Raw genomic sequence first — 24411 nt, 5'->3', positions numbered from 1 at the left:
ACGCTCCACACGAAAGAACCCCATGATCCAGCTCAGTGAATTCCTCCCTCCTCGTCCGGCATCGGCGTGGAAGCTCATCCGCCAGGCCGGCGTGAACAACGTCGTCGCCGCACTCAACGGCGGTGAGCAGGACCAGCGGATGTTCGCCTCGGTCGGCAGCGCCGGCTGGACGATCGACGACCGGGGCGATGTGCCGTGGAGCCTCGAGGCGCTGCGCCACAACAAGGAGATCTACGAGAAGTGGGGCTTCACGCTGATCGCCACCGAGGACACCGCGCCGATGGACAAGATCCGCCTCGGCCAGGACGGTCGCGATGAGCAGATCGACCAGTTCATCGAGCAGATCCGGGCTCTGGGCGCGCTCGGCGTGCCCACCATGGCCTACAACTGGATGGCCATCACCACCTGGGGGCGCACCGAGACCGCACTGCAGGACCGCGGTGGCGCACTGGTGACGGGGTACAACCAGGAGGTCCAGCAGGCCAGGGCGGCGCTGCTGCCCGAGGGCGAGGTGACGGCTGAGGACATGTGGTCGGCGCTGGAGTACTTCCTGGCCGCCGTCGTCCCCGAGGCAGAGAAGGCCGGGGTGCGTCTGGCGATGCACCCTGATGACCCGCCCCAGGGCATGGACCGCGGCGTTCCGCGGATCATGAGCTCGGTGGCGGACTTCCGCCGCCTGTTCGACATCGCCCCCTCCGACTACAACGGCACCACCTTCTGCCAGGGCAACTTCGCCCTGATGCCCGAGGTCATCTCGGGGGAGACGTCGATCCCAGACGTCATCCGCGAGTTCGGCACAGCGAAGATCCCCTTCGTGCACTTCCGTGACGTGCGCGGCACGGTCGCCGACTTCCGCGAGACGTTCCACGACGACGGTCAGACCGACATGCCCGCGTGTGTGGAGGCGTACCACGAGATCGGATTCGAAGGCTCGATGCGCCCCGACCACGTCCCGACGCTGGAGGGTGAGTCCAACGACGCACCCGGCTACGAGATGCTCGGCCGCCTCTTCGCGATCGGCTACATCCGCGGCCTCGAGCAGTCGGCATACGGCCACCCCGCCGCACGCACGGCGTGAGACGACAGTGACCGACGAGGACGACCGCGCGCTGCTGGTGCGGATGGGGCTGGTGCCAGTAGATCCGGCGGATGCTGCCGACGACGCGACCTTCGTGCCACTCACCGGCGGCGTATCCTCTGACATCCGCCTCGTCCGCATCGGCGGGCGCACGGTCGTCCTCAAGCGCGCGCTTGCGCAGTTGAAGGTCGACGCCGAGTGGAGCGCGCCGATCGAGCGCGGCGAGGCGGAGGCACGCTGGCTGCGCTACGCCGCGACCGTGGTGCCGGATGCTGTGCCGAAGGTACTGGCGACCGATGACGCCAGCTACGCGATCGCGCTGGAGTATCTTGCACCGGAGCAGTACCCGAACTGGAAGACGCAGCTGCTCGCCGGAGACGTAGATGCGGGAACGGCTGCCGCGGTCGGGCGGATGCTCGGTCGCATCCACAGCGCCAGCGCGGCAGCATCCGATCTGGCAGCCGACTTCGCCAACGACGACCTGTTCGAGTCCCTGCGGATCGAACCGTACCTGCGCCGCACCGCGGATGCGGTGCCGGAGGCGACGGATGCCATCGAAGAGGTCATCGCCCTGCTGCAGTCCAACCGCCGTGCGCTCGTGCACGGCGACGTCAGCCCGAAGAACATCCTGATCGGCGCCGCGTCGCCCGTGCTGCTCGACGCCGAATGCGCGACCTGGGGTGACCCGGCGTTCGACGTCGCGTTCTGCCTCAACCACCTGGTACTGAAGGCCGTGCACCTGCCTGAGCTGGCCGCGCAGTTCGAATTCGCGGCCGACGCGCTGCGCGCCGCGTATCTGGAGCAGGTCGACTGGGAGCCGGGCTCCGACATCGACGCCCGCATCGACCGCATCCTGCCCGCCCTGCAGCTCGCCCGCGTCGCCGGCGCCTCGCCGGTCGAGTATCTCGACCGGCGCGCGCGCGCCACCGTCCGTCAGCGCGCCCTCGCCGCGCTCTGCCCTCCCACCACCGTCTGAAGGACCCCAACAACATGACTGATGTGATCGTCGACGTCCGCGCCCGCGAGGTCTGGGACTCCCGCGGTCTGCCCACCATCGAAGCCGAAGTCGTCACCTCCGGTGGTGCCGTCGGCCGTGGCATCGCGCCCGCCGGGGCCTCCACAGGGCGCCGCGAGGCGATCGAGCTGCGCGACGGCGGCACCAGGCTGCGCGGCCTCGGCGTGCGCAAGGCCGTCGCGCAGGTGCACGACGTGCTCGCCCCAGTGCTGCGCGGGATGCTCGTCGCCGATCAGGCCACGATCGATGCGGCTCTGGATGCGGCGGATGTCGACCCGCAGCGCTCACACGTCGGAGGCAACACCACGACAGCCGTATCGCTCGCCGTGGCGCATGCTGCGGCGGCAGCATCCGATCGTCCGCTGTGGGCTCAGCTGGGTGGCGACATCACACACATCCCGCGTCCGCAGATCCAGATCATGGGCGGCGGGGCGCACGCGGCCAACCGCGTTGCCGTGCAGGACTTCATGGCCTACCCGCTGTCGGCGACGACCATCGCCGACGCGCTCAGCGACATCGCCGAGGTCTACCGCGCTGTCGGCGACGTGATGCGCCGGCGCGGGGAACCGCGTGGCGTCGCGGATGAGGGCGGGCACTGGCCAGAGGTCGCCGACACCCGCGATGCTCTGCAGGTGCTCGTCGATGGGATGCAGCTCGCAGGGCTCCGCCCAGGCGTCGACATGGCGATCGCTCTGGACATCGCCGCCACGCAGTTCCATGCGGACGGCGTCTACCGCGTCGGCGGCATCGAGTACGACACCCAGGGGTGGATCGCGGAGCTCGCGGCGCTGTGCGCTGAGTTCCCTGTGGCGACGATCGAGGACCCGGCCGGCGAGGACGACGCCGACGGCATGGCCCTCGCCGTGAAAAGCTTCGGCGCCGTGGTGGTGGGAGACGACTTCCTCGTGACGGATGCCGCTCGCATCGAGGCCGCCGCCGCTGCCGGGCAGATCGGTGCAGCGCTCATCAAGGTCAACCAGGCCGGCACCGTCTCGCGCGCCGCCGCAGCTGTGCAGGCCGCCCGCGCCGCGGGAGCGGCCGTGATCGTATCGGCGCGATCCGGTGAGACCGAGGACATGTCGGTCGCGCACCTCGCCTCGGGCTGGAACGCCGACATCGTGAAGGTCGGATCCATCACGCGCGGCGAGCGCACCGCGAAGTGGAACGAGCTGATCCGCATCGACGAGGCATGCGGCGGACTGCCGCTGGCACCGGTCGTCGCGCGCTGATCAGCGGACACCGTCACCGTGAACGGACTGCACGCCGCGAGGTGAGAGGATCATCCCGATGACTGCACAGACTCCCACCCCTGGACTGATCACGCCCAGACTGATCGCGATCGGCGAGACGATGGCGCTCGTCGCCCCGACCGCTGCCGAGCCGCTGCTGACCGCAGAGCAGTTCCAGCTGTCGATCGGCGGCGCCGAGTCGAACGTCGCGATTCATGTCGCAGCCCTCGGGCAGCAGGCCGCCTGGGTCAGCGCACTCGGCGACGACGTGCTCGGCGCGCGCGTGCTGGACACGATCGCAGGCCGCGGCGTCGACACGCACTGGGTCGGCACCGACTCGACGGCTCCCACCGGCGTCTACTTCAAGGACCCAGGCCAGGGCGTGCTCTACTACCGCGCCGGCTCCGCCGCCTCGCGGATGAGCCCGGAGGCGATCGCCGAAATCCCGCTGGAGCAGGCCGAGATCGTGCACATCTCCGGCATCACCCCGGCGCTGTCGGCCTCGTGCGCCGCGCTCATCGAGGTCGTGTTCGACCGCATGTCGGGCGCCCCCGGCATCGTCAGCTTCGACGTGAACCACCGCGCTGCGCTGTGGTCGGCGGCCGAGGCTGCGCCGGTGCTGGAGCGCCTCGCGAACCGTGCCGACCTCGTCTTCGTCGGCCGCGACGAGGCCGAGACGCTGTGGGGCTGCGAGACGGCGTCGGATGCCAGGGCGCACCTGCCAGGGGCCGCGACCCTCGTCGTCAAGGACGGCGACATCGGCGCGACCGAGTTCTCGGACGAGGGCACGGTCTTCGTGCCCGCGATCCCGACCGAGGTCGTCGAAGCTGTCGGTGCGGGCGATGCCTTCGCCGCCGGGTACCTCGCAGGGCTCCTGAGCGGTGCGACAGCATCCGAGCGGCTCGAGGGCGGCCACCGCCGCGCGAGTCTCGTGCTGGGCTCGACCGGCGACATCGGCTGAGACGCCGCGCCGGATCGGTTCTACTTCGGCGCGACGCCTGCGCGCCGAAGCGAATTGCCGACGGCGATGCCGATCGCGGTCCAGATGACCGGACCCAGCACCGATACGGCGAGGTACGCCACGCGTGCCCACGGATCGAGGGCATCCATGTGCGCGGCGAACCACACCACCACGGCGACGAGGATGCCGATGATCACCGCTGACACGAAGAACCGCCAGCGTCCCCAGGACTTGTAGCGGGTGAGGGCGGCGACGCCCTCTTGGATCGCTCCGAACAGCAGGGCCGTGCCGATGAAGCGCAGCGCCCAGGCCGGGTTGAAGGCACTGGAGATCAGCGCGGCGATGACGTGCGTCACGAGGGCTACCAGCGGCAGGCGCAGCACTTCCTGGGCGATGATGCCAGGCAGCACGTGGGCCCCCAGCAGCAGGCCGTACAGGAACGGCGCGCCGATCAGGACGACGGGAGTCAGCAGGCCGGCGATGCCGCCGAGGATGCCAGTGGCGACGCCGATGGCGGCGCAGACGAGAAGAGTGCGCGTGCTCAGCGCCGTTCGGGATGCCACTCTCCAAGATTACCGGGCGGCGCGCCGACCAGGGGCTGGCGCGGGCCGGGGGAATGCTCAGCCGGGGTTGGGCCAGCGGATCTGCGCGCCGGGAACCTCGTTCTTCTTCAGATATCCCGCGATGTAGGGGCAGTAGGGGACGATCGTGGCGCCGCTCGCGACCGCGTCGGCCAGGGCTTCGGCCGCGAGGATGCCGGCCAGGCCACGACCCTGGAACGCGTTGTCGATCTCGGTGTGGATGAACCGGATCTCGCCGGGGCGCCGGTCGAACTCGGCGAATCCCGCAAGGGTGCCGTCGGAGTGGATCTCGTAGCGTGAGGCGTCATCGTTGCGGGTGACGGTCAGTTCGGGCATTGCTCCTCCTTCGATGTCTCCCCAACCTATGCCCGAAGCGGAGGGATGGGGCTGTGGAGGGCGGGAATGGATGTCTGCTGCGCTGGATACGCTGGAGGCATGACGCAGACATCCCCTGCCGGGTGGGGCCCCGACCCGTACGAGGATGTGCCGTACCCCGATGAGCCGTGGGAGACGCCGGGCGAACTCGATTGGGAGCCGCCGGCCGACGGCTGGGAGCCGCCGCTGGATTGGGGTCAGGGGCCCGTGACGCCCGTTGCTGGTGGGGCTCCCTCCGCAGCATCCGCTGCCCCCGTGGCCACGCCTTCCCAGCATCCGACGGCTGCCGATGCGCTCCGAACCGTCTTCGGGTACGACGCGTTCCGCGGTGACCAGGCGGCGATCGTCGAGCACGTCATCGGCGGCGGGGATGCTGTCGTGCTGATGCCCACCGGCGGCGGCAAGTCGATCACCTACCAGGTGCCGGCGCTGGTGCGCGAGGGCACCGGGCTCGTGATCAGTCCGCTGATCGCCCTCATGCACGATCAGGTCGACGCGCTGCGCGCCAACGGCGTGCGGGCCGCCTATCTCAACTCCACGCAGTCGATCGATGAGCGACGCGAGGTGGAGCGGTCGTATGTCGCCGGCGAGCTCGACCTGATCTACGTCGCGCCGGAGCGGCTGTCGTCTGCCGCCACCACGCGGCTGCTGCAGCGCGGCGTGCTCAGCGTGATCGCGATCGACGAGGCGCACTGCGTGTCGCAGTGGGGTCACGACTTCCGGCCCGACTACCTCGCGCTGGGTGACCTCGCCGAGCGGTTCCCCGGGGTGCCGCGCATGGCCCTAACCGCGACGGCCACGCGCGCCACGCACCAGGAGCTCACCGAGCGCCTGCACCTCGATCGGGCCGAGCACTTCGTCGCCAGCTTCGACCGGCCGAACATCCAGTACCGCATCGTGCCGAAGGTCGATCCTCGCAAGCAGCTGGTCGAGTTCATCCGCTCGCAGCCCGAGGGCGCTGCCGGCATCGTGTACGCGCTGAGCCGCAAGTCGGTCGAGCACACCGCCGCGCATCTGGCATCCAAGGGTCTCGACGCACTGCCGTACCACGCGGGACTTCCGGCTGAGGTGCGCGCCGCGAACCAGTCGCGGTTCCTGCGCGAGGACGGCGTCGTGATGGTCGCGACCATCGCGTTCGGGATGGGCATCGACAAGCCCGACGTGCGCTTCGTGGCCCATATCGACCTGCCGAAGTCCGTCGAGGGGTATTACCAGGAGACCGGTCGCGCCGGCCGCGACGGCGAGCCCTCAGTGGCCTGGATGGCCTACGGGCTCGGCGATGTCGTGCAGCAGCGCCGCCTGATCGACCAGAGCCCCGGCGACCGCACCTTCAAGATGCGGATGGGACAGCACCTCGACGCCATGCTCGCGCTGTGCGAGACGGTGCAGTGCCGACGGCAGAACCTGCTGGGGTATTTCGGGCAGGAGTCCGGCGCGTGCGGCAACTGCGACACGTGCCTGGAGTCGCCAGAGACCTATGACGGACTGGTGCCGGCGCAGAAGCTGCTCTCGACCATCGTGCGCCTGAAGCGCGAGCGCAACCAGGCGTTCGGCGCCGGGCAGCTGATCGACATCCTGCGCGGGGCATCGACCGATCGCATCCGCAAGATGGGGCACGATCAACTGGCGACCTACGGCATCGGCGCCGACCTCTCGGATCAGGACTGGCGCAGTGTCGTGCGGCAGCTGCTGGCCCGTGGCGTTCTGGTGGCGCAGGGGGAGTACGGCACTCTGGCGCCGGGGCAGGCTGCCGACGGTGTGCTGCGCGGAGACACGCCTGTGCCGCTGCGCCGTGACACGATCGGGCGGGTCACCGCGTCGCGTGCACGCAAGACGAGTGCGTCGGATGCTGTCGCCGAGGGCGACCGCGAGCTGTTCGAGTCGCTGCGCGCCTGGCGCGCCGAGACCGCCCGTGAGCTGGGAAAGCCGGCGTACATCGTGTTCGGCGATGCCACGCTGCGCGCACTCGCAGAGCTGCGCCCGGCGTCGGCTGCGCAGCTGGACGGCATCAGCGGCATCGGCGAGAAGAAGAAGGACGCCTACGGCGACGCAGTGCTCGCCGTGATCGCCGCGCACTGATCCGCACGGCTGTGCGGGGCCGTCGTGGCTACTCGGGCAGCACGTCGGCCAGGTGCGCGGCCAGATGCTCGGCGACATCGACGGCGTCGCGGTCGTACAGCCACCGGAACTGCAAGCCGTCCCACAGGGCGACCAGCCAGATCGCCTCCTGCGCGGGATCGCGATGTGAGGGCAGATCGCCGTCGGCCTGCGCCGCGCGGAACAGCTCGGTGAACGTCCCGATCACGCGAGTGAACCGGTCGGCGAAGTACTCATGTGCCGGATGCCCGTCAGGCACGGCCTCGCTCGAGAGCACCGCATACACCTCGATCAGGCCCGCGGACTCGGCGTTGTTCTCGGCCGCGCCCACCGGCAGTGCACGCAGTTCGTCGGCGGCGCGGGAAGCCTGCCGGTAGGTCGTGCGCGACACGACGCGCTGGTCGCGACTCTGCAGCACGGCCCGCAGCAGCGCCTCCTTCGTCGGGTAGTGGTGCAGCAGGGTCGACTTCGCGACGCCGACCTTGCCCGCCACATCCTGCAGGCTGGTGTCGCCATAGCCCTCGCTGGCGAACAGCGTGGTCGCATCGGCGATGATGCGCTCGCGGCGCTGCCGACCGACGGCGTAGCCGGCGGCCGGCTCCGGCGCGGGCTCGGGCGGGACGATCAGCGGCGGGATGGGGGTGGCATCCGGAGACGGCTCCGGGTCATCCGGATCGCGCCAGCCGAGCGGATACGCCCAGAGGTCCTCTCGGGAGGCGAGCATCGTGACGACGTCGACCCGGTCGGGGAGGTACTGCGAGAGCAGCTGCATGCCATCCCAGCCGGCCGAATGGCGGATGGCCTCTTCGTGTGGGTCGCGGTCGTCGGCGATGACGCCGTGCTCCATGGCATCCGCCAGCGCCTCGCCCGCCATCTCATCGAGCCGGCGGTACCGATCGTGCATGTGCTGGTGCGCCGGATGCGTCGGCGTCGACGCCTCCCCGCTGAGCGCTGCGAACAGCTCGAGGTAGCCGGGGGTGGATGCATTGCGCCGCGCCAGCTCCGAGAACAGCACCGCGCCGGGTTCGGCTGCGGCGGCGCGCTCGGCGTAGAACGTCTCGTTGTCCGCCTCGAGTTCTGTCATGACGCTCACGAGCAGTTCGTCCTTCGACGCGAAGTGCCGCAGCAGACCAGGATGACTGATTCCTGCGGACGCCGCGATGTCGCGCAGCGATGTGCTGCGATAGCCGTCTTCGACGAACAGTGCGCGGGCAGCGGACACGATGCGCGCGCGTGTCTCCGCTGTGCTGCGCCCGCGCGGGCCGCGTTCCGTGCTCGCCATGGTTCCTCCTGTTCCATCATCCCGCATTTACCAATCGGTCGAGATTCAGTTACCAATTGGTCGGGTTTGGAGTACAGTGGACGCCGACGCGTCAGAGGCGACGCGACATCCCGCCCGAAAGGACTCCCATGACAGAGATGTCACCGGCCGCTCAGGCCGCTGCTGCCGGCACCACCGGCTTCAAGGCTCCAGGCACGACGCCGACGCGCACGCCCCGGGGCTTCACCCTCGGCCTGGCCGGCGTGAACTTCGGCATCTTCCTCGCGCTGCTGACACCCGTGATGGTCTCCATGGCGTTCAAGATCCAGCACCTCTCACCCGATGCGGACACCGCCAAGGCGAACCTCGGTCTCGTGCTGGGCGTCGGGGCGCTGTTCGCGCTGTTCGCGAACCCCCTCGCCGGGCGTCTCTCCGACCGCACCACCTCGCGCTGGGGCATGCGCCGGCCGTGGATCGTCGGCGGTGCCGTCGTCGGTCTCGCCGGATTCGCCTTGATCGGACTCGCGACGTCGATCTGGATCGTGCTCCTCGCGTGGTGCATCGTGCAGGCCGCGATGAACGCCGTACTCGCAGCCGCCAACGCCACCCTGCCCGACCAGGTTCCCGTCGAGAGCCGCGGCAAGGTGTCAGGCATCGTCGGCATCACCACCCCGCTCGGCATCCTCGGCGGCAGCTTCCTGATGAACTACCTGCCAGGCGACTTCGAGCGCTTCGTCGTGCCCGCCGTCATCGCCGCAGTGCTGGCCGTGATCTTCGCGCTCATGCTGAAGGATCGCGTGCTCACCGAGCGTCCCACCGCGCGCCTCACGATCGGCGCCTTCCTCGGCTCGTTCGTCTTCAACCCCGTCAAGCACCCCGACTTCGGATGGACCTGGCTGACGAAGTTCTTCGTCATGTTCGGCTACGCCGGCATCGCGACCTTCCTGCCGTTCTACCTCGTCGAGCGGTTCCAGCTCAGCGAGCAGGATGCCATCGGCACGATCCTGCTGGCGAACCTCGCCTCGATGGCGGCCATGATGATCTCGTCGCCACTGGGCGGCATCCTCTCCGACCGCGTCGGCAAGCGCCGCCCGTTCGTGGCCGTCGCGGGCGCGATCATGGTCGTGGGCCTCGTCATCCTGGCCGTCGCACCCAGCATCCCCGTCCTCATCATCGCCCAGGCGATCATCGGACTCGGCGCCGGGTCGTTCTTCTCAGTCGACCTCGCTCTCGCGACGCAGGTGCTGCCGAACCCCGATGACACTGCCAAGGATCTCGGCGTGCTGAACATCGCCAATGCCCTGCCGCAGTCGATCGCCCCCGCGATCGCCCCAGCCATCATCGCGTTCGGCGCCACCACGCCGATCGGCGGCTACACCACGTGGTACCTCTTCGGAGCGCTCGTCGCGCTCGCCGGAGCGGTGCTCGTCTACCGAATCAAGGGAGTCAAGTGACCATGACCGAAATCACCGCCGAGCGGCCCTGGCTGAACGCCGACCTGCCCATCGACGAGCGCGTGCAGCTGCTGCTCGATGCGATGACCATCGAAGAGAAGGCGGGTCTCTTCTTCCACACCATGATCGCCATCGGCGGGCTTGACGAGAAGAACCCGGTGTTCGAGACGCCGACAGCTCGCGAGTTCGTCGAGGGCAAGCGCATGTCGCACTTCAACCTGCTGGGCGCCGCACCGACCGGCGGCGAGATCGCCGCGTGGCAGAACCAGGTGCAGCAGCTGGCAGCATCCACTCGCCTCGGCATCCCCGTCACCCTCTCGACCGATCCGCGCCACTCGTTCAGCGAGAACCCCGGGGCATCGATCCTCGCCGGTCCCTTCTCGCAGTGGCCCGAGACGCTGGGCCTCGCCGCGATCCGCGATGCCGATCTCGTCGAGCGCTTCGCCGACATCGCACGCCAGGAGTACACCGCCGTCGGCCTGCGCGTCGCCCTGCACCCGCAGGTCGATCTCGCCACCGAGCCGCGCTGGGCGCGCCAGACCGCTACCTTCGGTGAGGATGCCGAGCTCGCAGGCCAGCTGGGTGCGGCGTACATCCGCGGGTTCCAGGGCGAGTCGTTCGGACCGGGTTCGGTTTCGACGATGACCAAGCACTTCCCTGGCGGCGGCCCGCAGAAGGACGGTGAGGACCCGCACTTCGAGTACGGTCGCGAGCAGGTCTACCCCGGCGGCGAGTTCGAGCTGCACCTGAAGCCGTTCGAGGATGCCATCGCGGCAGGCACCAGGCAGATGATGCCGTACTACGGCATGCCCGTCGGCACCGAGCATGAAGAGGTCGGCTTCGGCTTCAACAAGTCGGTCATCACCGGGCTGCTGCGCGAGCGCTTCGGGTTCGACGGCGTGGTCTGCACCGACTGGGGGCTGATCAACGACGCCGAGATCTTCGGGCACCCGTTCCCGGCGCGGGCGTGGGGCGTCGAGCACCTCACGCCGAAGGAGCGCATGAAGAAGGTGCTGGATGCCGGTGCCGACCAATTCGGCGGAGAGGACTGCCCAGAGCTGCTGCTCGAGCTCGTCGCCGAGGGCGAGGTCACCGAGGAGCGCCTTGACGTCTCGGCACGCCGACTCCTCCGTGAGAAGTTCGCGCTCGGTCTGTTCGAGAACGCGCTGGTCGATGAGGCCGCGGCGAACGGGATCGTCGGACGCGAGGACTTCCGCACTGCCGGAGAGGCCGCGCAGCGGGCATCCATCACCGTCCTGACGAACGCGGGCGCCCTGCCGATCGCTCGCGGCGCGCGGCTGTACGTCGAGGGCATCGACGCCGAGGTCGCCGGCGCGTACGGTGAGGTCGTCGCGACGCCCGCCGAGGCGGATGTCGCCGTGCTGCGTCTGCAGGCGCCGTTCGAGGACCGCGGCAGCGTGTTCGAGAACTTCTTCCACGCCGGCTCGCTCGAGCTTGCTCCCGACGTCGTCGCGCACGTGCGCGAGGTGGCGGCGGCCGTGCCGACGATCGTGGATGTGCTCGCCGATCGTCCGGCGGTGCTCACCGGGATCTCGGATGCTGTCGCAGCCCTCACGGTGAACTGGGGCGCCTCGAGCGCAGCCCTGCTGGATGTGCTGACGGGTGCCGCTGAGGCCAAGGGGCGTCTGCCGTTCGACCTGCCCAGGTCGATGGCCGCGGTGCAGGCCTCGCGTCCCGACGTGCCGTTCGACACCGCCGACCCGCTGTTCCGCTTCGGCCACGGGCTGACGATCTGAGCTCACGCCGGCAGAGCTCACGCCGGCTCCGGCCCTCGCCGGTTCCGGGCTCAGAACGGCACCCGCTGCTCGCTCCCGTATGAGTTTCTGTCGCCTATCGGGTGATCAGGCGACAGAAACTCATACGGGAAGCGCGGCGGTGTAGGACTCGGCGTGCACGGCGACGGTCGACGAACCTGCCAGCAGTTTCGACACAGGGCAGCGGGCGTTCGCAGCCGCCAGCAGGTCGGCGGTCTCTTCGGGCGAGGCGCCCTCGGCCGACAGGAAGGCGTCGACGTGGAACTCGTAGCCGATGCCGTTCTCCACAGAGTGCAGCTCGACCTCGATGCGCACGGCCGTGCGGCGCTGGCGCTTGACGATGGCCTGCGCGGTGGAGTTCAGGCAGGTGGCCCAGGCCAGGGCGAGCAGCTGCTCGGGGTTGGTCGCATCCGGGTCCGGATTCGGGCCGAGCGGCGACGAGACCGACACCTCCATGCCGTCCGAGACCCGGCTGCTCGCATCGCCGCCGTCTGTGTTGATCGCTTCCGTCCGGTACCTCAATGCCATACCTGAACTATAATTGGATCGCGTACAGAAAGGGCTGTCGGCCCTCTTCGGGGCCGCCGCGCTCGTCCCCGATCCGAAAGTCGATCCACCGCGATGGCCACTGCCACCCCCGCGCTCGTGGAGTTCCGCGACGTCACCAAGCAGTTCCGCGACGATGCGCCGCCCGCACTCGACGGCATCGATCTCAGCATCCGACGCGGTGAGATCCTCGGCATCATCGGCGAGAGCGGCGCGGGCAAATCGACCCTGCTCGAACTCGTGAACGGCCTGGGCTCACCCACCGCGGGCGCCGTCGAGGTCGACGGCGCCGACGTCGCGGGCCTCGACAGGGCAGCGCTGCGCGCCCTGCGCCGCGACATCGGCATCGTCTTCCAGGGCGTGCACCTGCTCAGCAACAGCACGGTGCGGGACAACGTGCGGCTGCCGCTGCGCCTCGCCCGCCGCGACGGCGGACGGCGCTCCACTCGACGCCAGCAGAACGCCGCCGTGGACGAGATCCTCTCCTTCGTCGGGCTGGCCCATCGCGCCGACCACTACCCGGCCCAGCTCAGCGGCGGCGAGCGCCAGCGCGTCGGCCTCGCGCGCGCCCTGGTCTCGCGTCCGTCGCTGCTGCTGTGCGACGAGCCGACCTCGTCACTGGATGCGTCGACGACCGGCGACGTGCTGCGGGTGCTGTCGGATGCCCGTGACAAACTCGGCACGACGGTGGTCGTCATCACCCACGACCTCGATGTGGTCAAGGCCATCTGCGACCGCGCCGCGCTGCTCGAGAAGGGACGCCTGCGCGAGGTCTTCGCCGTGCAGAGCACCGGCACGCGCTCGCTGCCGACCTACTACGAACAGGTCAAGCGGGAGCTGAAGTCGTGACCGGAGTCGTCACCTGGTTCACCGATCTGCTCGCCGAGTACGGCGAGGACATCGCGACCTCGCTCGCCGAGACCGGCTACATGATGCTGGTCTCGCTGCTGGCCGCGGTGCTGATCGGGTTGCCGCTCGGCACGATCGTCTACCTCACCGAGCGCGGGGGACTGGCGCAGAACCGCGCGATCAACACCATCGCGAACCTCTACATCAACGTCGTCCGCTCATTTCCCTTCCTGCTGCTGGCGGTGTTCCTCATCCCGTTCACACGGCTGGTCATGGGCACGAGCTTCGGCACCCAGGCCGCCACTCTGCCGTTGTGCGTCGTCGCCGTCGCGATCTACGCGCGGCTCACCGAGCAGATCCTGCGCGAGATCCCCCGTGGCATCCCGAAAGTCGCCCAGGCATCGGGCGCCACCGTGCCGCAGACGGTGTTCCTGATGCTGCTGCCCGAGGCCCGCTCAGGTCTCGTCTACGCGCTCACCTCTGCCGCGATCAGCCTGCTGTCGTACTCGACCGTGCTCGGCGTCGTGGGCGGAGGTGGCATCGGCGACTTCGCGATGCGCTACGGCTACCAGGAGTACAACGACAGCCTGATGTACTTCGTGATCGTCATCATCATCGTGTGCGTGCTGGCCATCCAGGCGATCGGCCACCGCACGTCCGTCCGGCTCGATCACCGCTGAGCCGCAAACCTGCAAGTCCCATCAAGGAGAACAGAGCAATGAAGAAGTCACGTGCCGGTCTGCTGGCAGCCGTCATCGGAATCTCGCTGGTCGCCACCGGCTGCGCCGGCTCGCCAGAGCAGTCGGATGCCGGCGACGCCGCACCCAAGGTGCTGAAGGTCGCGGCGGTCATGTCGCCCATGACCGACGTCGTCGAGGCGGCGGGCGAGGCCATCGAGGACGGATACGAGGTCGAGCTCGTCGAGGTCGGCGACTACGTCACCTCGAACACGATCCTGAATAGCGGCGACGTGTACGCGAACTTCTCGCAGCACATCCCTTATATGCAGACGTTCAACGAGGCGAACGACGGCACGCTCGTCGGCGTGCAGCCGGTGTACAACTTCGTGATCGCGTTCTACTCCAAGACGCTCGACGACATCGCCGACCTGCCAGATGGCGCGACCGTCGCGATCCCCGACGACCCGTCGAACACCGGCCGCGCGCTGAAGCTGCTCGCCGGCAACGACATCATCACGCTCGACCCGGCGGTGGACCCGTACGCATCGACGGTCAAGGACATCACCGACAACCCGAAGAACCTCGAATTCCTGCAGGTGCCCATCGCCTCGCTGAACGCCGCATACGAAGAGGCCGACCTGGTCTTCCAGTGGCCATCGCACATCAAGGCACTCGGGCTCACGCCTGAGAAGGACGGCCTGATCACCGAGCTCGACGACACGTTCGCGCTGAACCTCGTCGTGCAGCAGAAGGACGCCGACTCCGCGGCCACCGCCGCGCTGAAGAAGGCATTCACGAGCGATCAGGCGCGAGAGGTCATCGAATCGAACGGCACGATCGAGACCGCGTGGTGACGATTCTGTCGTGAGTTGACAACGACCGGCGGCGTCGCCAGCGGATGCTGTTGTGAGACCCCTACAGGTCACTTCGAGAGTTATTGTTGAAGTCCTACCGTTGGGGGATCCCCACCGTCCACCGAGAGGACTCAACATGGTCGACGCCGCCGTCCGTCCCGCATCCACCTCGAACCAGTCCGAACCGCACATCGACGTCGAGCGCGTGAACGATCTTCTGCTCGGCACCTGGGCAGACATCCGTCGGCAGTCCCGCGAGCTGATCAAGGACTCCGCGTTCTGGCGCGACGACAGCCTCGGCATGCACGAGCACCGTGAGCGCGTGCTCTCGCAACTGCACCTGCTGGTGCAGAACCGCGCCGTGCACCGCGCGTTCCCGAAGAAGTTCGGCGGCGAAGCGAACAACGGCGCGAACGTCGCCGGCTTCGAGGAGATGGTGGCGGCAGACCCCAGTCTGCAGATCAAGGCGGGCGTGCAGTGGGGACTGTTCGGCTCTGCGGTGCTGCAGCTGGGCACGGACGAGCACCACGAGAAGTGGCTGCCAGGCATCATGAGCCTCGAGATTCCAGGGGCGTTCGCGATGACCGAGATCGGCCACGGCTCCGACGTGGCGGCCGTCGGCACCACGGCCACCTACGACCCGGCCACCGAGGAGTTCGTCATCAACACGCCGTTCCGCGGCGCGACCAAGGAGTTCCTCGGCAACGCCGCGCTGCACGGCATCGCGGCGACCGTGTTCGCGCAGCTCATCACGAACGGCGTCAACCACGGCGTGCACTGCTTCTATGTGCCTCTGAGCGACGAGGACGGCGACGACCTGCCGGGGATCACGCGCGAGGACGACGGGCTCAAGGGCGGACTGAACGGCATCGACAACGGCCGGCTCTCCTTCGACCACATCCGCGTTCCGCGGACGAACCTGCTGAACAAGTACGGCGACGTCGCCGCCGACGGCAGCTACACCAGCTCGATCGACAGCCCTGGCCGCCGCTTCTTCACGATGCTCGGCACGCTCGTGCAGGGTCGGGTGTCGCTCGACGGCGCCGCCTCGTGGGCATCTGCGCTCGGCCTGCACATCGCGATCACCTACGCCACGCAGCGCCGCCAGTTCGACGGCGCCAACGGCCAGGAGACCGTGCTGCTCGACTACGGCAAGCACCAGCGTCGCCTGCTGCCGCGCCTGGCGACGACCTACGCGCAGCTGTTCGCGCACGACGAGTTCCTGCAGAAGTTCGACGGCGTCTTCTCGGGACGCACCGACACCCCCGACGACCGTGAGGATCTCGAGACGCTCGCTGCGGCACTCAAGCCGCTGTCGACCTGGCATGCGCTGGACACCCTGCAGGAGGCGCGTGAGGCCTGCGGCGGCGCCGGCTTCATGTTCGAGAACCGCCTGGTCGGGCTGCGCGCCGATCTCGACATCTACGTGACGTTCGAGGGCGACAACAACGTGCTGCTGCAGCTGGTCGGCAAGCGGCTGCTCACCGACTTCGCCGCGCAGTTCAAGGACAAGGATGCTGCGGCGCTCGCGCGCTACGCCGCACTGCAGACCGCTGGCAAGGTCTTCCACGGCGCGGGGCTCCGCCAGTTCGGTCAGGCCGTCGCCGACCTCGGCTCCACCGCACGCTCCGTCGAGTACGGCCTGCGCGAAGAGCAGCAGCACGAGCTGCTGGCCGACCGGGTCGAGCAGATGGTCGCCGACATCGCCGGCCGCCTGCGCCCGGCAGGCAAGGACAAGGTCCTCGGCGAGAAGCTGTTCAACGAGAACCAGGCCGAGCTCATCGAAGCCGCGCGCGCCCACGGCGAGCTGCTGCAGTGGGAGGCGTTCACCGACGCCGTCAACACCGTCCCAGAAGAGGATCAGGGCACGAAGGAGGTGCTCACGTGGCTGCGCGACCTGTTCGGACTGCAGCTGATCGAGAAGCACCTGGCCTGGTACCTGATCAATGGGCGCCTGTCGGCCCAGCGGGCAGCATCCGTCTCGCGCTACATCGACCGCCTCTGCCAGCGACTGCGGCCGCACGCCCTCGACCTGGTGAACGCGTTCGGCTGGGAGCCGGAGCACGTGCGCGCACCCATCGCGAGCGGCGCTGAGCAGCAGAGGCAGGATGAGGCGCGTGAGCACTACGCGGCGCTGCAGGCATCCGGAGAAGCGCCGGTGTCAGAGAAGGCTCTGCACAAGAAGAAGCAGAAGCGCGCCTGAACTGAGCGCTTCGCGCGGACTTGTGCACCTGTCGCGGATGAATACGATGAATCCGTCCGCGGCAGGCGTACATTCCCGCGGAAGGAGTACGCGCGGTGCCAGGCCCATGAAGCGGCCACTAGCCTGAGTGCATGACGAACGTGACGCAGATCGGCGCCCTCGACGCCTGGGGCGGGGACAAGGGCAAGCACTTCATCGAGAAGGAGATCGGCGCACAGTTCGCCGGCATCTCGGTGAACACCACCGAGCCCGGCGGGGAGTCGCCGTACTGGCACTCGCACGCTCGACTCGAGGAGATCTACATCGTCATCGACGGCCGCGGCGAGATCGTTCTCGACGACGAGGTCGTGCCACTCGAAGCGGGTACGGTCGTTCGCGCGGCTCCGGGCGTGATGCACGCGCTGCGCTGCCTGCCCGACAGCCCCACCGCCCTGCGCTGGCTGTGCGTGCGCTCCGCAGGAATGGCCCTGGCGGATGTCGGCAGGGACGCCGAACTCGACAAGGACCGCCCGTACCCCTGGAATGCCTGACCGGATGAGCTCGCTGCTCACCGCCTCAGACGGCCTCGCCCGCTGCGGCTGGGTCGGCAACGACGACGAGTATCGCCGGTACCACGATGAGGAGTGGGGGCGGCCGCTGCACGGCGACAGGTCGCTGTTCGAGAAGATGGCGCTGGAGGGGTTCCAGGCCGGTCTCAGCTGGATCACGATCCTGCGCAAGCGCCCCCGCTTCCGCGAGGTGTTCGCCGGGTTCGATCCCGAGATCGTCGCCGCATTCGGCCCCGACGACGTCGAGCGCTTGATGTCGGATGCCGGGATCATCCGCAACCGCGCGAAGATCGAGGCCACGATCTCGAACGCCGCGATCGTCCGCGACATGGCGGACGGCGACCTGGACGCCCTGATGTGGTCTTTTGCACCGGTGCGTGACGCTGCGACAGCATCCGACCGCCCTCGGCCACGCGAACTCGGCGACGTCCCCGCCGTCACCTCGGAATCGACGGCGCTCAGCAAGGCTCTTCGGGCGCGCGGCTTCCGCTTCGTCGGGCCGACGACGATGTACGCGCTGATGCAATCCGCGGGAATGGTGGACGACCACGTCGAGGGCTGCTGGCGCGCGCAGGACTCCTGAAAAGGGGCATGGGTACTTCTCCCCATGCCGCAGGACGGGCCTCGCAGAATATCGCAGGTAGTATTACCCCGGCGCGTCGCGAGCGCCAGCGGAGGGGGATTCGTCTATGTGGTGCAGCGCGCCCTTCTGCAATGGTGCTGGGTATACGCGGTACGTGGGCCTGGTGAACGAAGCGATGAACATCACAGGAGGACTCCCCGCATGAGGGCCATGAAGTGGATGCGCAAGCACCCCAAGACTCTCGCGTCGACAGCAGGCGTGGTGATCGGCACCGTCACACTCACAGGCATGGCGATGGCCTACGACGGCCTGCCGACGACGAAGGTCGACCTGAATGACGCCGGTGTGTGGCTGACGAAGACGTCGAGCCTGATGGTGGGGCACTTCAACAGTGCGTCGACGGTGATCGACGGCGGCCTCCGCACCAGCGGCGAGGAATTCGACATCCTGCAGGACGAGAAGAATGTGCTCGTCGTGGACGGCGGCAACGATACCGTCACCGCGGTGGATCCGGCCGTGGTCGCGCTCACCGACAGCGCGCCGATCCCCGGCGATGCGAAGGTCGCGCTCGGCGGCACCACCACAGCCATCCTCGACCGCACTTCTGGCTTTCTCTGGGTGAAGCAGGTCAGCGAGCTCTCCGGGTTCGACCTGAAGGCGGCGGACCCGCTGGTGAAGCTCGGCAAGAACGCCGACGTCACGGTCGGCCGCGACGGCACGGTGTTCGCCGTCTCTGCGAGCAAGCATGAGGTCGTGACCGCGAAGATCGATGCGCAGGGCGAGATCAGCACGGCGAAGTCGTCGCTGAGCGAACTCGGCAAGGGAGCGCAGCCGACGATCACGGCTGTCGGCGACGTGCCCATCGTGCTCGATCCTGTGACGGGAGTGGTGCAGACACCAGGCGGGTTCCAGACGAAGATCGACGATGCGGATGCTGCGGTGCTGCAGTACCCGTCGGATGCAGCGGATGCCGTCACTCTGGCCACCACCTCGCGCCTCGTGCACGTGCCGCTGGACGGCGGCGATGTGCAGGAGGTCTCGACCGACAGCCAGGGCAACCCGGCCAACCCGGTCTCGCTGCGCGGATGCACCTACGGTGCGTGGGCAGGCTCGGGGCGATTCGTGCGCGATTGTGCGGGCGACGCGTCGGACGTGAACGAGAAGATCCCCGGTGGGGAGAAGGCCGACAGCCTGATCTTCCGGGTGAACCGCGACGTCATCGTGTTGAACGACGCGCTGACCGGCGCCGCATGGCTGGCGGACGAGAGCCTGCAGCAGGTCGACGACTGGAGCGTTCTGACTCCGCCGGAGGGCAAGGAGGAGGACGAAGAGAAGACGACCGAGGAGACGGTCGAGACGACTCTGCCCGACCGCAAGGAGAAGAACACCCCGCCGACGGCCGAGAACGACCGCTTCGGTGTGCGTCCAGGCGGAACGACGCTGCTCCCCGTCGTCGACAACGACAACGACCCTGACGGCGATGTGCTGGTCGCCTCGTTGGCTGAGAAGCAGCCGTCGGTCGGCGACGTGCAGCCGATCCTCAACGGCGGCGCGCTGCAGATCATGACGGACGAAGACGCCAGTGGCTCTGCGACGTTCCGCTATGAGGTCGACGACGGCCGCGGCGGCAAGGACACCGCGGACGTGACCGTCAACGTGCACGACTGGAGCACCAACGGCGCACCGAAGCCGAAGCGCGTCACCAAGCTCGCGGTCGAGTCCGGTGGAACCGTTTCGTACAACGTGCTGCCGGACTGGCTCGACCCTGACGGCGATGATGTGTTCCTGCGATCGGTGACGGCGGCAGCCGGAGACGAGGTCGACTTCACCACCGACGGCCAGATCACCTATCGCGCCGTCGCGAGTCTGCAGGGTCGCAAGAAGATCGAGATCTCGGTCTCCGACTCGCTGGGCAAGATGGCGAGCGGCACCTTCTACATCACCGTCAAGCCGCAGGGCTCGATGGACCCGAGCACCAACGCCGACCACGTCGTCACCAGGGTGGGCCAGGCCGTCACGGTCTCTCCGCTGTCGAACGACACCAGCGCCGGGCGCGAGCCCCTGCGTCTCACGCATGTCGACGAGGTCAAGGGCGCCACCGTCTCCATGGACGGCCCGAACAAGCAACTCACGTTCCAGTCCCCCACCGAGGGCACCTACTACGTGCAGTACCTCGCCTCGGCCGGCGTGAAGAGCGCGATCGGCATCGTGCGCGTCGACGTGCTCGGCAAGAGCGAGAGCGAACAGCCTCCCGTGGCAGTGCGCGACGTCGCCCTGCTCCCGAGCGGCAAGGAAGCACTGATCGGGGTGCTCGCGAACGACTCCGATCCGGCGGGCGGCGTACTCGTCGTGCAATCGGTCACCGTCCCGCCGCACAGCGGCATCGCCGTCTCGGTGCTGAACCATGAGACTCTGCGCATCACCGACCAGGGCGCGCTCAGCGAGCAGGTCCGCATCCGGTACCGCATCTCGAACGGCACGCAGAGTGCCGAGGGCGATGTCATCGTCGTGCCGATCCCGGCGGCCTCCAAGCTGCTGCCTCCCACCGCGAACGACGACGAGGCTTTCGTCCGAGTCGGCGACGTGGTCACCATCCCGGTGCTGTCCAACGACACGCACCCGAATGACGATGCGATTCACGTCGCTCCCGACCTGATCGAGCCCCTCGTCGAGCCCGAGGTCGGCGAAGCCTTCGTCTCTCAGGACGCCGTGCGCTTCCGCGCCGGCACCGAACCGGGAACCGCGTACATCACGTATGAGGTCGTCGACTCGCTTGGTCAGAAGGACGCCGGCTACGTGACCGTGCAGATCCTGCCCATCGACAAGGACCGCAACGCCGCGCCGAGCCCGCGCGACCTGACAGTGCGCACCGTGAGCGGAACGTCCGCGAATGTCGCGATCCCACTGGACGGCATCGATGGCGATGGTGACTCGGTCGAACTGGTGGGTGTCGCGACCGCCCCGACCAAGGGCCGCATCTCCAGCGTCGCGCAGGACCACCTCGTCTACGAGGCGTTCGACGACTCGACCGGTGTGGACGCCTTCACCTACATCGTGCGCGACCGGCTCGGCAAGGAGGGCACCGCGAGCATCCGCGTCGGCATCGCCCCGCCCGAGAATATGAACCAGGCACCGTACGCCGTGAAGGATGCCGTGGTCGTCCGTCCTGGACGATCGGTGGCCGTGCCGGTGCTCGGCAACGACTCCGACCCGGACGGCGACAAGATCGCCCTCGTCAAGGACGGCATCGAGCTGCCCAAGGTCGAGGGCCTCACCGCCGAGGTATCGGGCGACCGCGTGGTCATCGATGTGCCCGACCGCGAGGCCGAGACGTCGCTGCAGTACACGATCCGAGACGCACGAGGAGCGAACGCGACAGCGCCCGTGTTCATCACCGTGGACGAGGACGTGCCGCTGCTGGTGCCCGTCGCCCGAGACGACCGCGTGATGCAGTCCGACCTCAAGGACGGACTGACCGTCGACCTCGACATCCTCGCCAATGACGAGGATCCTGATGGCACGGTCGAAGGGCTGAAGGTCGCCGTCGATGCGGGCGCGGAGCTCATGCCGGATCGCACTGTGCGCGTCACAGTGGGCGAGAAGCGCCAGCTCATCAAGTACACGATCACCGATCAGGATGGCCTGTCGGCCTCGGCATTCGTCTTCGTGCCGGCGTTGAAGGAGATCCCGCCCTCGGTCCCCAAGGCCAAGGCCGTCGAGGTCAAGAGCGGCGAGACCAAGGTGCTGCCGCTCAAGGACTACGTCGTCGTCACCGGCGGTGGCGACGTGCGCATCACCGAAGCCGGCAAGGTGAGCGCGGTGAACTCCGACGGTGCCAACCTGGTGCAGGACGAGCGCACGCTCGTGTACACGTCGAAGGACCGCTACTTCGGACCCGACGCGCTGACCTTCGAGGTCACCGACGGCACCGGGCCGGACGACCCGAACGGTCGCAAGGCCACCCTGACGATCCCGATCGAGGTGCTGCCGCCAGAGAACCAGCAGCCCGAGTTCGTCGACAGCCAGCTCGACGTCGCGCCCGGTGAGGATGCCACGTCGCTCGACCTGGCCGGACTCACCACCGATCCCGATCCCGAGGATGCCGGCAAGATCAGCTACTCGATCTCCGCTCAGCCCTCCAAGGGACTGTCAGCGCGCATCGAAGGCAGCACGCTGCTCGTCGAGGCGGATTCGAACACGCGCAAGGGCACCGTCTCCACTGTCGAGCTCCGCATCGACGACGGCACGACGGACCCCGTCAAGGGACAGGTCACGGTGACAGTCGCCGCCTCGACCCGCAGCCTGCCGGTGGCCAGCCCCGACTCGGTCAACGAGGCCGATCAGGGCGAGACGATCACCGTCCCCGTGCTCGAGAACGACATCAATCCGTTCCCCGAGACGCCGTTGAAGCTCGTGGCCTCGACGCTGGAGAGCGGCCAGGCAACGCAGAAGATCGTCGGCGACAAGCTGGAGATCACCCCGGACAAGACCTTCGTCGGGGTGGTGGTGGTGCGCTATCGCATCCAGGACGTCACCGAGGACGCCGACCGTGAGGTCGACGGCCGCGTGACCGTGCTGGTCCAGGGCATCCCCGATGCCCCTGGCCAGCCCACAGTCTCGAGCATCCAGGACCGCACCGTCGTGCTGTCGTGGTCGCCCCCCGCGAACAATGGCGCCGAGATCACCGAGTACACCGTGACCTCGGTCGGCGGCAGCCCGTACACCAAGACGTGCACGTCGACGACGTGCACGCTGGACGGTCTGACCAACAACGTCGAGTACACCTTCCAGGTCACAGCCACCAACCGGGTGGGCGAGGGGCCGGCGTCTGCGGCCTCCAACCCGCCGGCGCGGCCCGACGTTCGGCCCGACACCCCCAGCGCGCCGTCGCTGGTGTTCGGCGACAAGTCGCTGGAGGTGTCGTGGGTCACGCCGGCGTCTTCCGGATCCCCGGTGGATTCGTACACGCTGCAGATCTCGCCGGCACCGCCGTCCGGATCCCCGGAGAAGACCGGGGTGACAGGCAACTCGCTGGTCTGGGAAGGACTCGAGAACGGCGCGAGCTACACGGTCCGTGTGCAGGCACACAACAAGGCGCCGGATCCGTCGAGTTTCAGCGGATGGTCGCTCGCCGAGATCCCGGCAGGTCCGCCACTCGCACCGGCCCAGCCGACGACGGCCGAGCTGGCGCCGGTCGGCAAGCAGGCGCAGATGGACGTCCGATGGGGCGAGCCGTCGATCAACGGTGACGCGATCCGCGGTTACCAGATCCAGGTCCTGCGTGGCGGAACTCTGATCAACACCGTGCCGGCCCCGGCGGATGCCAGGTCCCAGGCCATCGTGGTCGACACCAGCGAGACCGGCTACACCTACAAGGTCCGCGCCGAGAACAAGGCCGGCTGGGGAGACTGGAGCGACGCCTCCGCTGCACGCCGCGGCGTCGTGGCGCCGGATGCGCCCACCGGGCTCACCGCCGAACCCAAGGATCGTGCGATCCAGGTCAGTTACCAACAGGGTGATCGCCACGGTGCGACGGCCGGTGAGATCAGCATCCAGTACCGGCTCGACGGTGGCGGCTGGCAGAGCAACTGGGATGGCAGGACCATCACCGGGCTGAACAACGGCACGAACTACCGGGTCGACGTGCGGGCAGTTGCGTCCGTCAGCGGCTCGACCTATGTCGGAGCAGCGTCGAACGCCGCGTCCGCGAACCCGTACGGCACACCGCGTGCGCCGACGGTGTCGGCCGTGAACGCCGGACTCGGCGTGAAGCTCAGCTGGAACGGCAGCAACTCCGACAACGGCCGCCCAGTGACCGTGCAGGTCAGCATCGATGGCGGAGGCTGGCAGAACGTCGCCGTCTCCAGCTCGACGACGGCCGGCAACGGCTACGACCAGACGCACTCGATCAAGGCGCGTGCGGTCGCGAGCCCCGGTGGGAATTCGCCGGAATCGAATACCGCGTCGGCTCGCACAGATCCGAAGCCGCAGCCTAAGGCCTGGACCAGCGCCGGCCCCAACTCGGGCAAGTGCTCGCCGGACACCTGCTACTACCTGCGGGTCAACGTCAGCAACTTCCCGGCAGGCAACTACGCGCTGACGTGCCTCGAGGACGGACAGAAGTTCGGAGGCGGATGGACGTCCTACGTCCCCGCGAACGGCTACGTCGACACCGGATGCTGGCACGGCGGCTACAACAGCAAGTACGCGCTCTCGGTGCGCATCGAAGGCTGGGGCACAGCCGACGCCACTCGATGGAATTAGCGCTGGCGGTGCCCCATCATCCACAGCACGCAGTACACAGCACGCAGTACACAGTGAG

At 68.3% G+C, this 24411-nt stretch carries 18 protein-coding genes; 14 read left to right on the top strand and 4 right to left on the bottom strand.

What is annotated here, in order from left to right; all coding sequences use genetic code 11:
- The first annotated feature begins 22 nt into the window (after positions 1-22).
- Genes MNR00_RS14995 through MNR00_RS14980 form a run of 4 tightly spaced genes read left to right on the top strand, consistent with a single transcriptional unit; the run spans position 23 to position 4283 of the window.
- Positions 23-1078, top strand: coding sequence for a mannonate dehydratase (locus MNR00_RS14995; RefSeq protein ID WP_241926706.1), 1056 nt, complete (start codon positions 23-25; stop codon positions 1076-1078).
- A 7-nt stretch (positions 1079-1085) separates the two neighbouring features.
- Positions 1086-2054, top strand: coding sequence for an aminoglycoside phosphotransferase family protein (locus MNR00_RS14990; RefSeq protein ID WP_241926705.1), 969 nt, complete (start codon positions 1086-1088; stop codon positions 2052-2054).
- 14 nt (positions 2055-2068) lie between these two features.
- Entirely contained in the window at positions 2069-3322 is a 1254-nt protein-coding gene (eno, locus tag MNR00_RS14985) for a phosphopyruvate hydratase (protein WP_241926704.1), read from the top strand.
- Positions 3323-3380: 58 nt separating this feature from the next.
- A complete protein-coding gene (locus MNR00_RS14980; protein ID WP_241926703.1) occupies positions 3381-4283 on the top strand; it encodes a sugar kinase in 903 nt (300 codons plus the stop codon).
- Between the two features lie 20 nt (positions 4284-4303).
- On the opposite strand, the gene MNR00_RS14975 is transcribed toward MNR00_RS14980, so the two are convergent.
- Positions 4304-4846: an ECF transporter S component gene (locus MNR00_RS14975; protein WP_241926702.1), complete on the bottom strand. Its 543-nt coding sequence runs from the start codon at positions 4844-4846 to the stop codon at positions 4304-4306.
- 57 nt (positions 4847-4903) lie between these two features.
- Positions 4904-5200, bottom strand: coding sequence for a GNAT family N-acetyltransferase (locus tag MNR00_RS14970; RefSeq protein ID WP_241926701.1), 297 nt, complete (start codon positions 5198-5200; stop codon positions 4904-4906).
- A gap of 99 nt (positions 5201-5299) precedes the next feature.
- Between MNR00_RS14970 and recQ the strand changes: the two genes are divergently transcribed.
- Positions 5300-7318 (top strand): DNA helicase RecQ, encoded by a 2019-nt coding sequence (gene recQ / locus MNR00_RS14965; RefSeq protein ID WP_241926700.1) that lies wholly within the window; start codon positions 5300-5302, stop codon positions 7316-7318.
- A 28-nt stretch (positions 7319-7346) separates the two neighbouring features.
- Here the strand turns inward: recQ and MNR00_RS14960 are convergent, their stop codons facing one another.
- Positions 7347-8618 carry a TetR/AcrR family transcriptional regulator gene (locus MNR00_RS14960; protein WP_241926699.1) on the bottom strand — a complete coding sequence of 424 codons (1272 nt, stop codon included), beginning with the start codon at positions 8616-8618 and terminating at the stop codon, positions 7347-7349.
- Positions 8619-8746: 128 nt separating this feature from the next.
- Here MNR00_RS14960 and MNR00_RS14955 point away from each other — a divergent pair, with 128 nt between their 5' ends.
- Both MNR00_RS14955 and MNR00_RS14950 read left to right on the top strand, forming a co-directional pair.
- Positions 8747-10051 (top strand): MFS transporter, encoded by a 1305-nt coding sequence (locus MNR00_RS14955; protein ID WP_241926698.1) that lies wholly within the window; start codon positions 8747-8749, stop codon positions 10049-10051.
- A gap of 2 nt (positions 10052-10053) precedes the next feature.
- Complete coding sequence (locus tag MNR00_RS14950; RefSeq protein WP_241926697.1) at positions 10054-11808, top strand: glycoside hydrolase family 3 N-terminal domain-containing protein; 1755 nt, start codon at positions 10054-10056, stop codon at positions 11806-11808.
- Positions 11809-11928: 120 nt separating this feature from the next.
- Here MNR00_RS14950 and MNR00_RS14945 read toward each other — a convergent pair whose 3' ends face one another.
- The gene (locus MNR00_RS14945) at positions 11929-12354 is read right to left on the bottom strand and encodes an OsmC family protein (protein WP_241926696.1); all 426 of its coding nucleotides are present in this window, start codon (positions 12352-12354) and stop codon (positions 11929-11931) included.
- Between the two features lie 93 nt (positions 12355-12447).
- Here MNR00_RS14945 and MNR00_RS14940 point away from each other — a divergent pair, with 93 nt between their 5' ends.
- The 7 genes from MNR00_RS14940 to MNR00_RS14910 all read left to right on the top strand — a co-directional run bounded on the left by MNR00_RS14940 (position 12448) and on the right by MNR00_RS14910 (position 24353).
- Positions 12448-13221, top strand: a complete 774-nt coding sequence (locus MNR00_RS14940) for an ATP-binding cassette domain-containing protein (RefSeq protein WP_241926695.1) — start codon at positions 12448-12450, stop codon at positions 13219-13221.
- Positions 13218-13901, top strand: a complete 684-nt coding sequence (locus MNR00_RS14935) for a methionine ABC transporter permease (RefSeq protein WP_241926694.1) — start codon at positions 13218-13220, stop codon at positions 13899-13901. The genes MNR00_RS14940 and MNR00_RS14935 overlap by 4 nt, the downstream gene beginning before the upstream one ends.
- Positions 13902-13939: 38 nt before the next feature.
- Entirely contained in the window at positions 13940-14755 is an 816-nt protein-coding gene (locus MNR00_RS14930) for a MetQ/NlpA family ABC transporter substrate-binding protein (protein ID WP_241926693.1), read from the top strand.
- Between the two features lie 136 nt (positions 14756-14891).
- Entirely contained in the window at positions 14892-16958 is a 2067-nt protein-coding gene (locus MNR00_RS14925) for an acyl-CoA dehydrogenase (protein WP_241926692.1), read from the top strand.
- Between the two features lie 131 nt (positions 16959-17089).
- On the top strand, positions 17090-17488 hold the full coding sequence (locus MNR00_RS14920) for a cupin domain-containing protein (RefSeq protein WP_241926691.1): 399 nt from the start codon (positions 17090-17092) through the stop codon (positions 17486-17488).
- Between the two features lie 4 nt (positions 17489-17492).
- Positions 17493-18089 carry a DNA-3-methyladenine glycosylase I gene (locus MNR00_RS14915; protein ID WP_241926690.1) on the top strand — a complete coding sequence of 199 codons (597 nt, stop codon included), beginning with the start codon at positions 17493-17495 and terminating at the stop codon, positions 18087-18089.
- Positions 18090-18290: 201 nt separating this feature from the next.
- The gene (locus MNR00_RS14910) at positions 18291-24353 is read left to right on the top strand and encodes an Ig-like domain-containing protein (RefSeq protein ID WP_241926689.1); all 6063 of its coding nucleotides are present in this window, start codon (positions 18291-18293) and stop codon (positions 24351-24353) included.
- Positions 24354-24411: the final 58 nt, after the last annotated feature.

Origin of the sequence: Microbacterium sp. H1-D42, from assembly GCF_022637555.1 — a bacterium.
Classification (GTDB): Bacteria; Actinomycetota; Actinomycetes; order Actinomycetales; family Microbacteriaceae; genus Microbacterium.
Note: the sequence above shows the minus strand (reverse complement) of the source record. Positions and strands in the feature narration are given on the sequence as shown.

Bases quoted from the DNA above. Each gene is read 5' to 3' on its own strand.
- MNR00_RS14960 (WP_241926699.1), bottom strand. From the start codon at position 8,618: ATGGCGAGCACGGAACGCGGCCCGCGCGGGCGCAGCACAGCGGAGACA.
- eno (WP_241926704.1), top strand. From the start codon at position 2,069: ATGACTGATGTGATCGTCGACGTCCGCGCCCGCGAGGTCTGGGACTCC.
- MNR00_RS14920 (WP_241926691.1), top strand. From the start codon at position 17,090: ATGACGAACGTGACGCAGATCGGCGCCCTCGACGCCTGGGGCGGGGAC.
- MNR00_RS14980 (WP_241926703.1), top strand. From the start codon at position 3,381: ATGACTGCACAGACTCCCACCCCTGGACTGATCACGCCCAGACTGATC.
- MNR00_RS14925 (WP_241926692.1), top strand. From the start codon at position 14,892: ATGGTCGACGCCGCCGTCCGTCCCGCATCCACCTCGAACCAGTCCGAA.
- MNR00_RS14910 (WP_241926689.1), top strand. From the start codon at position 18,291: ATGAGGGCCATGAAGTGGATGCGCAAGCACCCCAAGACTCTCGCGTCG.
- MNR00_RS14970 (WP_241926701.1), bottom strand. From the start codon at position 5,200: ATGCCCGAACTGACCGTCACCCGCAACGATGACGCCTCACGCTACGAG.
- MNR00_RS14940 (WP_241926695.1), top strand. From the start codon at position 12,448: ATGGCCACTGCCACCCCCGCGCTCGTGGAGTTCCGCGACGTCACCAAG.
- MNR00_RS14945 (WP_241926696.1), bottom strand. From the start codon at position 12,354: ATGGCATTGAGGTACCGGACGGAAGCGATCAACACAGACGGCGGCGAT.
- MNR00_RS14950 (WP_241926697.1), top strand. From the start codon at position 10,054: ATGACCGAAATCACCGCCGAGCGGCCCTGGCTGAACGCCGACCTGCCC.
- MNR00_RS14930 (WP_241926693.1), top strand. From the start codon at position 13,940: ATGAAGAAGTCACGTGCCGGTCTGCTGGCAGCCGTCATCGGAATCTCG.
- MNR00_RS14995 (WP_241926706.1), top strand. From the start codon at position 23: ATGATCCAGCTCAGTGAATTCCTCCCTCCTCGTCCGGCATCGGCGTGG.
- MNR00_RS14915 (WP_241926690.1), top strand. From the start codon at position 17,493: ATGAGCTCGCTGCTCACCGCCTCAGACGGCCTCGCCCGCTGCGGCTGG.
- MNR00_RS14955 (WP_241926698.1), top strand. From the start codon at position 8,747: ATGACAGAGATGTCACCGGCCGCTCAGGCCGCTGCTGCCGGCACCACC.
- recQ (WP_241926700.1), top strand. From the start codon at position 5,300: ATGACGCAGACATCCCCTGCCGGGTGGGGCCCCGACCCGTACGAGGAT.